The following is a 13,753-nucleotide window of genomic DNA, read 5'->3' on the forward strand; positions in this document are numbered from 1 at the left end:
TGAAGCAGCGCGGTGAGATTCAGTCACGCGCGGGCACGATGCGGGTCCGACCCTCCCAGGAGCCGTGCTCGGAGAGAGGTCGGAGACGGAACGTCGCGAACTCGTGACGGAAGTCGCGGCGTCTGCGCTCGGCCATCGCAGCGACGTGCCGCTCCGGGTCCGGGACCGCCGACCTGCCGTGCACCATCTGCTCCATCTCGCGCACCGACCGCCAGACGGAGAAGGTCACGATGGTCCGTGGTGGACGGACCGCGGCGAGGGCGAGGGTGACAGCGGGATCGTCGCGGACGAGCCGCTCCACCGGCTTGCCCCAGTGCAGGAACCGGGGCAATTCACCCAGACGCGTCCGCGCGACCGTGACCGCGACGACCGGCTCGTCCTGGTCCCACTCACCTGCCGTCACCGGCAGATCAGGCAGGGCCTCGAGGGCAGACCACCGCCTCAGGAACTCCAGGCGCACGTGCCAGCCGACGGACAGCTGGCGCCCCAGGGCGTCGTCGCGCAGGAACCGCTCGAGGGCCGCCTCGTCACGCCACTGGGCGAACACAGCCATCCGGCGCAGCTGCAGCCGGTCCGGCGAGATAACGGGGGCACCGAGGCGCATCAGCGCGAGGGGCTCGGCATGATCGAGCCCATCGACGGTCCTGCCGGACGGAGGGCGCCTGAGTGCCCGCACCGTCACCGAGGACGGCAACTCCGCCAGGTGGAACGTGTGGAGGGTCACGACGAGCGCTCCAGCCGGTAGTGGAGCCTCACAGCCGACATGGTGCGCAGCCGCAACTCATGATCGGTGCGGAGCACCCCACGGTCATCCACGTAGATGTGAAATGTCTCGTGCAGGGGTACGCGCGCCGCGACGTCGCTCCCGTCGCGGACCACCACGTAGGCGCCGTCCTGGCCGAACCTGCCCGACGACGACTCCAGAAGGAGCCCGCCGTCGTCGGTCACGGACGGCGCAGGAACACCTGGAGGTTGCCCGACTCGAGCGGGAACGCGACGTGGACGCTGGCGCGCTCCGCTCCGCTCCGCTCCGGGGAGCGTGCGAGCCGAGGAGTTGCCGCTGAAGACGTGGCGCTCGCTGCTGCGCAGGGTGCGCATCCAGGCGGTCGGAGCAGAGCCGAATCGAACCCCGGTCCGTCCAGCAGCTCCATGGAGGACAGCAGCCCGGCGCTGGAGCACTCTCGGTCCAAGGCCCACCCGCGCTGCGCGGCCTCGGTCTCCAGCCATCCGTCCGCCACCTTCGACGAGCTGCTCACGGGCGCGTCGAGCCAGGACTCGTCGCCGTCGAGGTCCACCGCCCGGCCGGCGAGGCGCCAGAACTTGCGCGACCACAGGTCCTGCAGGTGAGGCACGAGGGTGGAGTCTGGCACGCGTGAGGCGCACCAACCCGGAGCGGTGCCTCAGACGACGGCGAGGGGCAGGAGCGTCTGGCCCGTGGGGCCGATCTGGATCTCCGTGCCCATCTCCGGGCAGACACCGCAGTCATAGCACGGCGTCCAGCGGCAGTCCTCGATCTCGATGTCAGCACCGTCGGCGGCCGCGAGGGCGTCCTCCCAGTCCCCCCACAACCAGTCCTTGTCGAGGCCGGAGTCGAGGTGGTCCCAGGGCATGACCTCGTCGTAGTCGCGCTCACGGGTGGTGTACCAGTCGACGTCGATCCCGGACCCGTCGAGCGCGGACTTGGCCGCCGCCATCCACCGGTCGAAGGAGAAGTGCTCGCTCCAGCCGTCGAAGCGGCCGCCATCGCGCCATACCTGCTCGATGATCGCCCCGACCCGGCGATCGCCGCGTGAGAGGAGTCCCTCGACGATCCCCGGCTTGCCGTCGTGGTAGCGGAAGCCGATCGCCCGGCCGTAGCGCTTGTCCTCGCGGACGGTGTCGCGCAGCTTCTTGAGCCGCGCGTCGGTCGTCTCGTGGTCGAGCTGGGCGGCCCACTGGAACGGCGTGTGCGGCTTGGGCACGAAGCCACCGATGGAGACGGTGCAGCGGATGTCGTTCTGGCCCGTGACCTCACGGCCCTTGGCGATGACCTTCTTCGCCAGCTCCGCGACCTGCAGGACGTCCTCGTCGGTCTCGGTGGGCAGGCCGACCATGAAGTAGAGCTTCACCTGACGCCAGCCGTGCGAGTAGGCCGTCGCGACGGTGCGGATGAGGTCCTCCTCGCTGACCATCTTGTTGATCACCTTGCGCATGCGGTCGCTGCCACCCTCGGGGGCGAAGGTCAGTCCGGACCGCCGGCCGTTGCGGGAGAACTCGTTGGCGAGGGTGATGTTGAAGGCGTCGACGCGGGTCGAGGGCAGCGACAGCGACACCCCTTGGCCTTCATAGCGGTCGGCCAACCCCTTGGCGACCTCGCCGATCTCGGAGTGGTCGGCGCTGGACAGGGAGAGCAGGCCGACCTCGTCGAAGCCGGTCTTGCGGATGCCGTTCTCCACCATGGCGCCGATGGTCTCGATCGACCGCTCGCGCACGGGTCGGGTGATCATCCCGGCCTGGCAGAACCGGCAGCCGCGCGTGCAGCCCCGGAAGATCTCGACCGAGAAGCGCTCGTGGACCGTCTCGGCCAGCGGCACCAGCGGCTTGGCGGGGTAGGGCCAGGCGTCCAGGTCCATCAGGGTGTGCTTGGCGATCCGGAACGGGATCCCCGGACGGTTGGGGACGACGGCCTCGATGGTGCCGTCGGCGGCGTACGCCACGTCGTAGAACTTCGGGACATAGACACCGCCGCTCACGGCGAGCCGGCGCAGGAGCTCGTCCCTGCCGGAGGGCTCCCCCTCCTCCTTCCACTCACGCACCACCTCGGAGATCGCGAGCACGACCTCTTCTCCGTCGCCGAGGACGGCGGCGTCGATGAAGTCGGCAATGGGCTCGGGGTTGAACGCTGCGTGGCCACCGGCCAGCACGATGGGGTCCTCGTCGGTGCGGTCCGCGGCGTGCAGCGGGATGCCTGCGAGGTCCAGGGCGTTGAGCATGTTGGTGTAGCCGAGCTCGGTGGAGAAGCTCAGCCCCAGGATGTCGAAGCCGCGGACCGGGCGGTGCTGGTCGACGGTGAACTGCGGGATGTCGTGCTCACGCATCACCGCTTCCATGTCGGACCACACGGCATAGGTGCGCTCGGCGAGGATCCAGTCGCGCTCGTTGAGGACCTCGTAGAGGATCTGCACGCCCTGGTTGGGCAGACCGACCTCGTAGGCGTCGGGATACATCAGCGCCCAGCGGACTGTCGTGTCTCCCCCGCAGTCCCAGTCCTTGAGGGTGGAGTTGAGCTCGCCGCCGACGTACTGGATCGGCTTCTGGACCGACGGCAGGTGCGGCTCGAGCTGACGGAAGACCGATGCCGGGGAGACAGCGACGGACACGGGACACACCTCAGGGACTAGCAGGAATGGAGCAACGGCCAAGGCTACGCCGGAAGTTGGAACGATGCGCAGTCCGATCGAGTTGACATATCGATCTTCGATGTTATTGTTCATCGATGCTTTATCGACTTTCGACAACACAGGAGCCCGCCATGCGCCAGCGTTCCCGACTCACGTTCGACCGCTGGGACTTCCTGGCGACCCGGGTCGCCCTGACAATGATCGCCGTGGCCACCACCGTCTTCACAGTGGTCCTGCCGGTCGTGCAGTGGCTGCGCGGCCAGCCCCTCAGCTGGCGCGTCGAGACCCACCGTGAGACGACGCTGTCACCGACGGACGTGACACCGCGCGACGGGGTCGAGCTCGTGTGGCCGGGGAGCCTCGACGTGTCCATCCCGGAGGCGAGCGCGTGGGCCTGGTCGGTCAGCCTCCTGCCCGGCTTGGCGATCACGGCCATCATCGTGACGGTGGTCGCAGCGTTGTGGCGGTTGCTGGGGCAGATCCAGGCGGGGCGACCCTTCGGCGCATCCAGCGTGGCGCTGCTCCGCACGATCGGAGCCGCCCTGATGACCGGCGCCCTGCTCCTGTTCGGCCTGACCGGCTTCGCCAACGGCGTCGTCCTGGAAGCCGCTGCGGAGCTGTCCGGACCACCGATTCTCACTTTCGAGTTCGGGCTCCCCGCACTGCTGCTGACAGGGGGGCTCGTCGTCGCGGCGATGGCCGAGGCGTTCGCGTACGGCACCGAGCTCGCCGACGACGTCGAAGGGCTCGTCTGATGCCCGTCGACGAACCGCACCGGATCGTGTGTCGCCTCGACGAGCTGCTCACTGAGCGCGGGATGACCCTCACGGCGCTGGCCGAGCAGATCGGCGTCACGATCGTGAACCTCAGTGTCCTCAAGAACCAGCGCGCGAAGGCCGTCCGGTTCTCGACACTGACAGCGATCTGCCACGCCCTCGAGTGCCAACCAGGAGACCTCTTCGTGCTGGGCGAGTGACGTCTGCGGCACACTTCTTCCGAGCACCACGACCACACCATTGATCCGGGAGCAACGAGTGACCAAGCGCGAGAGCCTCATCCGCGCAGCGCTGCTCGTTCTCGTGCTGAGCATCATCGCGACCCTGGTCGTGCTCGACCGCACGCGCGGCGACGACCGGCCCAGCGCCGTACCGACCCCGACGGCCACCGAGATGCCCGCCAAGGTCAACAGCGACCCGCCGGCGGCACCCGAGGTGCCGGCGCCCTCGAAGACGGCGAAGCCCGGGGACGTCATCCCCACGCCACCTCCGGGGATCGAGTCGATCGCGTGCCAGAAGCTGCAGCAGTCGGTGGAGATCCGGGTGCTCAACTTCAACACCCATCGCTCCTACGGCGGCATCGGCACCGTGGCCGCCGAGATCGCGGCCGTCGACCCCGACATCGTGCTCCTGCAGGAGATCGACCGCTTCAAGGGCAGCACCGGCAACATCGACCAAGCCGCCTACTTCGCGCAGGCTCTCGGGATGGACCATGCCTTCGGCGCCAACGTGCGGTCGGGCAACGGCGAGTACGGCGTCGCGGTCCTCTCCCGTTTCAAGATCCTCAACTCGCGGAACTACCTGCTCCCCAACGGTCCCGGCGGGGAACAACGAGGTCTGCTCGGCGTCGGCGTGGAGGTGGGCGGCCAGGAGGTGCGGATCTACAACACGCACCTGCAGAACAAGATGGAGGGGCTCCGTGAGGCGCAGGCGCGTCACGTCGCGGGCATCCTGGCCAACGAGGTCAACCCGATCATCCTGGGCGGCGACATGAATGCGACCGTCAACACCGCGACCCTGGCACCCCTGACGAGCCTGCTCGTCGACGCGTGGTCGGTCGGGTCGGGCCCGGAAGGCACTGGACCCAACGGCTCCCGGATCGACTTCCTCCTCGCAAGCCCCACGATCAAGCCGCAGCAGGCCCAGGTGCTGCGCTCGTCGATCTCCGACCACGCCCGCTTGTACGCCGACTTCGTCGTCCCGGCGGCCACCGACTGCCCCACCCAACCGCGTGGCACAAAGGGGAACCAGAAGCGCTGATTCCCCGCGACATCCTGACCGGCGTCATACGCTGTCGGCGGTTGGAGGTCACATGGACAGCACTGCCAGCGAGGCCCCGACTCGCCGGATCCAGTTCGTGCTGGGCTGCTGGCTGATCGGCTGCATCGTTGCGCTCGGGGAGAACCCGGCCCCCGGCCTGCCCACCGAGCTGTGGCCTCCGGTCGGCGTCGGCTTCGTTGCGCTGACCCTGGTCTGGGACGGCGCCAGCCGACCGGGTCGTGGAGCGGTTCTCACCACGATCTTCTTGACGGTGACCTTCTGCCTTGTGGGCGTCCTCCTCAACCATCCGGCCTTCGAGCTCATCGTGATGGCTCTGCTCAACACTGTCGCGTGCTGGGTGATGACGGTCCTCTATGCCCTCATCAAGAACTCCCAGGGCTGGTCGCCGCGTGGCGGTCGATCCCTGGCCGGTATGGCGCTCGCCGCCGTGGTCGCCTCGGCGTTCGTGTCCGTTCTGGGGGGTTTTCCCCGCCAACCGTTCGCTGACCTTGAGGTCCTCACGTTCTGGTGGGTCATCCGCAGCACCATCTTCGCCTTCATCGGCGGCGCCACGTTCATGATCTTCTACTTCGGTGATCGTGACCTGTGGCGCTCCCGGCCTCCACCCTCGCGTGTCGGCGTGGGGTTGCTGGTGCCGGTCTCCATCGCCTGCATGTACGTCGTGTTCCTGAGCCCAGACCTGCCCCTGAGCTGGTTCATGCTGATCCCGGCAGTCTGGGCTGGCGTCATGTTGTCGCCGTACGGCGCGGCCATGCACGCCTTGCTGCAGTCGCTGGCCGCCGGCGTGCTCGCTCTGACGGCTGCTGACCGGTTCAGCTACGAGGGTGTGCTGCCGTCCTCGCTGATCATCGACCTCTTGCTGATGTCGACCACCTTCATCACCCTCCACATTGCGCTGCTGCGCGACGGGCGCGAACACGCGATAGCCAGCGAACGGACCTTGCGGCAGGAGGCGGACGCCGAGTCGACGTTGTTCGGCCAGGTCTTCGACGCCATGTCCGACGGCATCATTCTCTTCGACACCGACGGCCAGATGTTGCGCCACAACACCGCCGCCCGGCACCTGTTCGGTCGCCCGCTGCCGGCTCCGGACCGGAATTGGTCGAGCTACCTCGGGCTCCGGCACGAGGACGGGCGACCGGTCGACGACGCCGAGCTCCCTGGGCAGCCCGGCACCGGCCAGCACCGCCTGAGGGTGACCGTGGACCATGCCGCGGATCGCCGCATCCTCGACATCGCCTCCTGGCCCCTGCCCGAGTCGGAGATCCTGGTGCTGATCACCGACGTGACCAGCCAACGGCAACGGCTGGACGAGCTGTCGCGTTTCGCGGGGATCGTCTCCCACGACCTGCGCACCCCCCTGACCGGACTCCGCGGATGGCTGGAGCTCGCGCGGGAGGCCGCGCTGGCGGGGAAGATCGAGGACATCGAGCCCATGCTCTGCCGCGCCGAGACGGCCAGTCTTCGCATGGAGCGCGTGATCGGGGGCTGGATCAACTACACCGTCGTCCGCGAGGGGAAGCTCTCCCCCGAGCGAATCGTGCTGTCGGAGCTGATCGAGAACGTCGTCTCGACGCACGCGCGCCCCGACACCAAGATCGTGGTCGACGCACCCCACGCGGTGAACGCCGGGCCGGACCTCGTGCAGCAGCTGCTGGCGAACCTCATCGGCAACGCGGTGAAATTCGCCCGCCCATCGACGCCGGCCGAGGTGGAGATCGTCTCGTACGACGACGGTGAGCCGGGGTGGATCCGGATCGACGTGGCCGACCGCGGCCTCGGTCTGCCCGAGAGCGAGGAGGAGCTGATCTTCGAGGAGTTCCACCGCGCCCCGGACCACGCCGAAGGCGTCGATGGCACAGGCCTGGGTCTGTCGTTGTGCCGCACGATCGTCGCCCGCCACGGCGGCAGCATCAGCGCCTTCACCAACGAGCACGGGGGCGCGACCTTCACGATGACGCTGCCCAGAGCCCGCTGAGGGCCGCGGGCGTCAGGTCACGACTCGGGGAGGGCCAGCTCGGGGCGGGCTGCGAGTTCGATCAGCTTGTCGATCCCAGGCAGGTCGGTGGCGGGTGCCGAGCCGGGGGCGGCGTTGTTGCCCCAGATGGCCGCGGCGTCGATGCCGACGGTGATCCCGTCGGCGCGTTCAACAATCACAGCGTGCCCGCCGCCGCCGTGGCTGTAGTTGGTGACGTCGACCGAGTTGACACCAGTCGGAAGCTGGCCCGTGTAGGCGGCCCAGCCAGCGTGGCGCATCACTGTCTGAGAGTCCCCTGCTTGCTCGGGCGAGACGACCTCGACTTGAATCACCCCGAGCGCTCCGCCGCCGGTCCAGCCGATCTGGGTGCCGAGGCTGGTGAGGTGGTCACCGGTCTCGGGATCGCAGTAGGAGCTGGACTGGATGTTGTTCGATCGCCTGTTGTCGGCGGGGTCGAGGTGCGCACCAGACGGGTCGAGCGTTGCGGCCGCGGCCTCTCGATAGGCGGACAGCGCCGCAGCCACTTCGGGGTCGCGCTGGTCCGCTCCCGGCGATCCCGAGGTGTCGCCGGCGACCAGTTCCTCAATGGTGGCGCACACGAGGGGAGACGGTGTGGGCGAGGGCGTGGGTGTGGGTGTGGGTGTGGGCGAGGTTGCGCTGGTGGGAGACCCGGCAGGGCCGGTGCTGTCACCGCCTGAGGCCCTGTCGAGGCCGGACAAGGTCGCGGCGACCGCTCCGACGGCCACCATGGCAGTCGTGACACCGACGGCGCTGCGAGCGTGCCGCCGTCGGAGCGCGACACGGCCGCGACGCACGTCCTGGAGCGGGTCGACAACGGCGACGGGCGCGTGCTGCCCGAGTTGCTGGAGTCGGTCGGTGAGCTGGTCGAGGTCGTTCATCTGGCTTCCCCTGGGGCGTCGCCGGTCGCCGCTGCGGAGGCGCCGGCTGGTTCGGGTGTGAGATTGCGCCGCAGTGCGGCGAGTGCGGCCGAGGTCTGGCTCTTCACCGTGCCGGTGCCGACTCCGAGGTCGTTGGCGGTCTCTTCGACGGACAGGCCCAGGTAGTGACGCAGGACGACCACGCGGCGTTGCCCAGCCGGGAGCGCTCGGAGTGCATGCCAGAGCTCGTCGGACTCCTCACCCGGGCCTGGAGTGGCGTCCAGCTGGGGCGGCTGTGCGGTCAGGCGTTCGCGGCGCCAGGGCCGGCGGCTGTCGTCGATGTGCCCGTTGACAAGCATCCGCCGGACGTAGGCGTCGATGTTGCCGACCCGAGAGACGCGCGGCCACGCGATGTAGAGCTTGGTCAGCGCCTCTTGGACAAGGTCCTCGGCCCGGTGTGGGTCGCCGCACAGCATCCAAGCGGTCCGGTAGAGATGCGGCCGTCGCCCGGCGACGTACGCTCCGAAGTCCTCGTCTCGTGACACGCCTTGCCTCCTGTCTTCCTCGTCACCCACCTGACGGAAGTCAGTGCGCGAAAGGTTGGCCGCGTCGGCAGCTTTTCTTCACACCCACTAGCGCCGCGCGAGCAGCCGGGGGTTCGTCAGGAGCCGAGCCGGCAGTGCCGCCGACGAGCGCAGGTGGATGTTCTGCAGGAGGCCCAGGGCGAGCATGCCGGCGAACATCGAGCTTCCGCCGTACGACACGAAGGGAAGCGGGACCCCGGTCACCGGCATGATCCCCAGGCACATGCCGATGTTCTGGAAGGCCTGGAAGCCGAACCAGCAGGCGATGCCGCCCGCGGCGATGCGCCCGAACATGTCGTCGGTGTCGGCGGAGATGGCGAGTGCCCGCCAGATGACGACCGCGAGGAGGGCGATCACGAGCCCGGCGCCGGCGAGCCCGAGCTCCTCGCCCGCGACGGTGAAGATGAAGTCGGTGTGCTGCTCGGGCACGAAGCCGGAGCGGGTCTGGGACCCGTCGAAGAGCCCTTGTCCGAAGAGGCCGCCGTTGCCGACGGCGATCCGCGCCTGCTCGGTGTTGTAGCCGGCGCCGCGTGGGTCGAGGCCCGGATTGGTGAAGGCCAGGAAACGATCGACCTGGTAGTCCTTCAGCACCCCTGCCGCGACCGCGGCGGCCGCGGCGGCGACGCCGGCGGCGGAGAGGCCCAGCAACCATCGCCGGTCCGCGCCGGACACGGCCAGCACCCCGAAGACGGTCGCGGTGAGCACCAGCATCGTGCCGAGATCCGGCTGCAGCATGATGAGCGCGGCGGGCAGACCCGCGATGACGAGCATCCCGAGCACCTCGGTGCTGCGCACCCCGCGACGCCAGCGGCCCTCGGTACGTTCTGCGACGAGCAACGCCATGCCGACGACCACCGACAGCTTGGCGAACTCGGAAGGCTGGATGGACATGCCGGCGACCTGGATCCAGGAGCGCGATCCGTTGATCGTCGAGCCGGCGACGAGCACCAGCACCAGCCCGACGACAGACCCGACGTAGAAGAGCGGAGCCACGATGCGGACCCACCGATGGTCGGTGGCCATCACCATCACCATCAGCACGAGCCCGATCGCGACGTTGACGAGCTGCTTGGTGAGGTAGGCCGTGGTCTCGCCGCCGGTGAGGTCCTCCCGGGTGGAGGTGGCCGACCAGACGAGCAGGGTGCCGAGGAGGACCAGGCCCAGCGCCGCCGACATGAGCAGCCAGTCGAGGCCCGGTGCCCTGAAGGTGGCCCGGCCGGACCGCTGCGTCGGGCCGCTCATCGGCGTCCCCGCGTGAGTGCGAGTGCAGCGAGCAGTCTCGTGGCGTGGTTCACTGCTCCTCCTCGACCGGAGGAAGGATGGAGCCGTCCGCCAGGAAGGTCGGCAGCGTCCTGGGTGCCACGACCCCCGGGATGGCCGCCTTCTCCGGGTGGACCTTTTCGCCCCTGACGCCGTAGAGCGTCTCCCAGATCTTGCGGACGGCCTCACCGGTCGAGCCGGAGCCGGTGCCGCCCTGGCTGATCATCATCACCACGACGTAGTCCTCGGTGTACGACGCCACCCACCCGGTCGACTGCTTGCCGTAGACCTCGGCAGAGCCGGTCTTGGCGCGGATGGTGACCTCGTCGAGGGGGAACCCCACCAGCTTCCAGGCCATCGTGCCCACGCTGCTGACGTTCTTCAGCGCCTGGTCGATGTAGGCGAGGTATCTCTTGGGCACGTCGACGGTCCCGCTCTTCGTCGGGGTGATCCGCCGGAGCACCTCCCCCGTGGGGCTCACGACGGCCTTGGCCACCGTCGGCTGCCACAGCGTGCCGCCGTTGGACAGCGCGGCATAGGCGCGCGCGAGCTGGAGCGGCGTCACGATCGTGTCGCCCTGACCGATGGCGAAGTTGACGGCATCGCCGGCGCGGTAGGCGTAGCCCTCGATGCAGAACTCGCGGGCGAACTTGTAGACGAAGTCGCTCGTGTCCTTGTTGATGGGCGCAGTCTGCGGCTTCGAGGCAATCTCGCAGTAGTAGTCCTTCATGGACTCGTAGTAGTCGCGCTTCCACTGCCGATCAGCGATGCGGCCCGGCGCCTCACCGGGGATGTCGATGCCCGTGCGGGACCCGAAGCCGAAGGTCTGGGCCTCCTCGACCAGGGGATCCTTTGCATCGACGTCGTCGACGTCGGAGCCGAACCGCTGCCAGAAGTCGTAGCCGACGCGGTAGAAGAAGGTGTTGCAGGAGACCTCGAGCGCCTTGGCGAAGCCGATGCTGCCGTACTGGCCGGACTCGTAGTTCTTGAAGACCCGGTTGCCTACCTGGAAGCCGCTCGGGCACGGAAGGCTGGTGTCCGTGCGGTAGCCGTTCTGCAGCGCCCCCGCCGTCATGAAGGGCTTCCACGTCGAGCCGGGCGCGAACTGACCCTGGGTCGCGCGGCTGAGCAGTGGGGTGCCGGCCTTCTCGGAGTAGAGCCGATCGAGCTCCGAGCTGGTGATGCCTCCGACCCACACACCCGGGTCGTACGTCGGCTGGCTGGCCATTGCGACCACCCGGCCCGTCTTCGCCTCCAGCACGACGGCGGCGCCTGAGTCTGCGACGTAGTTGCGCCCGGTGACGTCGTCGAACTGGGTGCGCTGATAGCGGATCCGCTCCGCGAGCGACCTCTCGACCACGCTCTGGACCTTCGCGTCGATCGAGGTCACCAACGTGTCGCCGGGCGTCGCCTCGATGGTGCTGTCGTCCCCGAGCACCCTGCCCATCGAGTCGACGGCGACCCGGCGATAGCCCGGCAGCCCGCGCAACCACGCGTCGTACTGCTTCTCCACCCCGGCGCGGCCGACGCTCGAGGCGCCGTTCAGGGACTGGTCGTCGACCTTCTTCGCGGCGTCGAACTCCTCCTCGGTGATCGGGCTGAGATAGCCGAGCACGTGGGCGAGGTTGACGCCGAAGGGGCGCGGGTACGCGCGTACGTTCTGCTGCTCGGCCACGACGGCGGGGTAGTCCTCGGGCTGTTCGAGGATGCGCACGACGACGTCCTGGCTGACATCACTGGCGATCGGGACCGGCTGGTAGGGCGAGCCGTTCCAGCAGGTGCCGCGGATGCTGCCCGCGTGACCGCAGGTGACGAGCCGCTCCTCGACACCGGCCGGTGTCTCACCGACCACCACCGAGACCCGGCGCACGAGCTGCTGGCGCTGCCGCTCTGCCAGCTTGTCGAGGAGGTTGCGGTCGATCGAGATCACCCAGGAGGTGCGGTTGGCGACCAGCGGACGTCCCTGGTCGTCGACGATGAGGCCGCGTTGCGGCTGGACCACGATGTCGCGCACCGACTGGTTGGCGGCCTGGGCCTGATAGCCCTCCCCACCCACGACCTGCAGGTAGTAGAGACGCACGAAGAGGGTGGCGAACAGGGAGAAGACGAGGACCTGGACCACCGCGAGGCGGAGTCGGCTCTTCTCCGAACCTGTGACGGCCATCAGGCCGCCGCCAGCTGTGGATCGAGCCGGCCGAACAGCGTCATCAGGGGCGGAAGCACGATCGGGGTCAGCAGCACGTCCCAGAGCACCGCCACGGCGATGACCTGCAGCAGGTCCGGGACCGATGCGCTGTCCCCGAGCAGGAGCCCCGAGAGGGCGAAGATCGAGGTGCCGATGAACGAGGCTGCGGCCACCGTCGCGACGACGGCGGCCGCCGTCGGCTTCACGTCCTGGCGGATCCGGGCGGCGAGGAACGCCACCACGGTGAGGGCCAGGGCCCAACGCCCAGCGACGTGGTCGGCGGGTGGTGCGAGGTCGAGCGCCACCCCGGCCACGAAGCCGAGCACCATCGCGGCAGGGGCGTTGATCGTGAGGGCGGCCCCGACGACGACGAGCAGGCAGAGGTTGGGCACGATGCCGTGCCAGGCGACGTGCGGGAACACCGAGACCTGCAGCACGAGGGCGAGCGCCACGGCGACCACGGCGATGACTGGCCGCATCCGGCTCGAGGGGTGGTTCATCGCAGGGCGCCGTCCGCCTCGATCACCGCGCGGTCGCTCGTGGTCCCCGTGGGGACCATCACGCCCACGACGTCGAGGGCGGAGAAGTTCACGAAGGGCACGACCACGGCTCGCTGGGAGCTTTCGCGCAGGCTGGTGTAGACGTCGGTGACCCGACCCACAGGGACGCCCGGCTGGTAGGGACCTTGCGAGCTCCCCCAGGTGACGACCGTGTCGTGCTTGGCGGGGATGACGGCGCCGTCGACGAGCTTCAGGTCGAGCTCGTCGTCGGCCAGCGAGCCGTTGCCGTGGACGAAGCCGATCTCCATGCTGGATCCGACCCGACCGCCCACGATCGACTCGGTGTCGGTGATCAGCAGCACCGTCGCGGTGCTGCGGGTCACGCGCAGCACCCGGCCGACGAGGCCGTCGTTGTTGATGACCGTCATGTCCGGTCCGAGTCCGGCGTTCGAACCGGCGTCGATGGTGACGGTGTTGCTGAAGGACTGCGAGGAGCCGTACGCCACCACCCGCGCGGGGACGAGCGCCTGCCCGAGGCTCTCGGCGGCCTGCGTCAGCCCGTCGAACTCCTCGAGCCGGTTCTGGTCGAACCCCGAGGTCGCCACCTCGCTCTTGAGCTCGGAGTTCTCGGCCTCGAGGTCGCGGATCTCCTCGCTCAGCGAGTCGCGCGAGCGGAACCACGACGGGATGCCGGTGAAGGGCCGGACCACGGTTGCGGTGGCCGTCTCGATCGGGCCGAACGCCTCGCCCATCACCCGGCGCGCGGGCTCGACGGGCGAGTCCGCACGGGAGTGGAAGTCGAGGGTGATCAGGGTGACGCTGGCCAGGACGAGCGCCATCAGCAGCGAGCGCGGCGGCCGGTTGCGCGAGTCGAGGCTGTCCATGCCGCGCCAGCGCCGCTCGCGGCCCCCCATCGGGCCGCCTCCCCCCA

Annotated in this window: 14 protein-coding genes; 4 read left to right on the forward strand and 10 right to left on the reverse strand. The window is 69.0% G+C overall.

The window, feature by feature from the left end; all coding sequences use genetic code 11:
- Positions 1-19 precede the first annotated feature (19 nt).
- The 4 genes from VNJ48_RS15125 to VNJ48_RS15140 are packed head-to-tail and all read right to left on the reverse strand — an operon-like array spanning position 20 to position 3,359.
- The gene (locus tag VNJ48_RS15125; RefSeq protein WP_325603536.1) at positions 20-724 is read right to left on the reverse strand and encodes a hypothetical protein; all 705 of its coding nucleotides are present in this window, start codon (positions 722-724) and stop codon (positions 20-22) included.
- Positions 721-948 carry a hypothetical protein gene (locus VNJ48_RS15130; protein ID WP_325603538.1) on the reverse strand — a complete coding sequence of 76 codons (228 nt, stop codon included), beginning with the start codon at positions 946-948 and terminating at the stop codon, positions 721-723. The genes VNJ48_RS15125 and VNJ48_RS15130 overlap by 4 nt, the downstream gene beginning before the upstream one ends.
- On the reverse strand, positions 945-1,352 hold the full coding sequence (locus VNJ48_RS15135; protein ID WP_325603540.1) for a hypothetical protein: 408 nt from the start codon (positions 1,350-1,352) through the stop codon (positions 945-947). The genes VNJ48_RS15130 and VNJ48_RS15135 overlap by 4 nt, the downstream gene beginning before the upstream one ends.
- 48 nt (positions 1,353-1,400) lie before the next feature.
- Positions 1,401-3,359: a TIGR03960 family B12-binding radical SAM protein gene (locus tag VNJ48_RS15140; protein ID WP_325603542.1), complete on the reverse strand. Its 1,959-nt coding sequence runs from the start codon at positions 3,357-3,359 to the stop codon at positions 1,401-1,403.
- A 152-nt stretch (positions 3,360-3,511) separates the two neighbouring features.
- Here VNJ48_RS15140 and VNJ48_RS15145 point away from each other — a divergent pair, with 152 nt between their 5' ends.
- Genes VNJ48_RS15145 through VNJ48_RS15160 form a run of 4 tightly spaced genes read left to right on the forward strand, consistent with a single transcriptional unit; the run spans position 3,512 to position 7,415 of the window.
- Positions 3,512-4,135, forward strand: coding sequence for a DUF2975 domain-containing protein (locus tag VNJ48_RS15145; protein ID WP_325603544.1), 624 nt, complete (start codon positions 3,512-3,514; stop codon positions 4,133-4,135).
- On the forward strand, positions 4,135-4,356 hold the full coding sequence (locus VNJ48_RS15150; RefSeq protein WP_325603546.1) for a helix-turn-helix transcriptional regulator: 222 nt from the start codon (positions 4,135-4,137) through the stop codon (positions 4,354-4,356). The genes VNJ48_RS15145 and VNJ48_RS15150 overlap by 1 nt, the downstream gene beginning before the upstream one ends.
- A gap of 58 nt (positions 4,357-4,414) precedes the next feature.
- The gene (locus tag VNJ48_RS15155; RefSeq protein ID WP_325603548.1) at positions 4,415-5,416 is read left to right on the forward strand and encodes an endonuclease/exonuclease/phosphatase family protein; all 1,002 of its coding nucleotides are present in this window, start codon (positions 4,415-4,417) and stop codon (positions 5,414-5,416) included.
- A gap of 52 nt (positions 5,417-5,468) precedes the next feature.
- The gene (locus VNJ48_RS15160; protein WP_325603549.1) at positions 5,469-7,415 is read left to right on the forward strand and encodes an ATP-binding protein; all 1,947 of its coding nucleotides are present in this window, start codon (positions 5,469-5,471) and stop codon (positions 7,413-7,415) included.
- A 17-nt stretch (positions 7,416-7,432) separates the two neighbouring features.
- Here VNJ48_RS15160 and VNJ48_RS15165 read toward each other — a convergent pair whose 3' ends face one another.
- From VNJ48_RS15165 to mreC, 6 genes are all read right to left on the reverse strand, one after another.
- Positions 7,433-8,314, reverse strand: a complete 882-nt coding sequence (locus VNJ48_RS15165) for a hypothetical protein (protein ID WP_325603552.1) — start codon at positions 8,312-8,314, stop codon at positions 7,433-7,435.
- Complete coding sequence (locus VNJ48_RS15170) at positions 8,311-8,838, reverse strand: SigE family RNA polymerase sigma factor (protein WP_325603554.1); 528 nt, start codon at positions 8,836-8,838, stop codon at positions 8,311-8,313. Before VNJ48_RS15170 ends, VNJ48_RS15165 begins: the two co-directional genes overlap by 4 nt.
- 87 nt (positions 8,839-8,925) lie before the next feature.
- Entirely contained in the window at positions 8,926-10,119 is a 1,194-nt protein-coding gene (gene rodA, locus VNJ48_RS15175; RefSeq protein WP_325603556.1) for a rod shape-determining protein RodA, read from the reverse strand.
- A 49-nt stretch (positions 10,120-10,168) separates the two neighbouring features.
- Entirely contained in the window at positions 10,169-12,301 is a 2,133-nt protein-coding gene (gene mrdA / locus VNJ48_RS15180; RefSeq protein WP_325603558.1) for a penicillin-binding protein 2, read from the reverse strand.
- Entirely contained in the window at positions 12,301-12,822 is a 522-nt protein-coding gene (gene mreD, locus VNJ48_RS15185) for a rod shape-determining protein MreD (protein WP_325603560.1), read from the reverse strand. The genes mrdA and mreD overlap by 1 nt, the downstream gene beginning before the upstream one ends.
- Positions 12,819-13,706 (reverse strand): rod shape-determining protein MreC, encoded by an 888-nt coding sequence (mreC, locus tag VNJ48_RS15190; protein WP_325603562.1) that lies wholly within the window; start codon positions 13,704-13,706, stop codon positions 12,819-12,821. The genes mreD and mreC overlap by 4 nt, the downstream gene beginning before the upstream one ends.
- Positions 13,707-13,753: the final 47 nt, after the last annotated feature.

The sequence above is a fragment of the Nocardioides sp. genome (assembly GCF_035576065.1).
Classification (GTDB): domain Bacteria; phylum Actinomycetota; class Actinomycetes; order Propionibacteriales; family Nocardioidaceae; genus Nocardioides.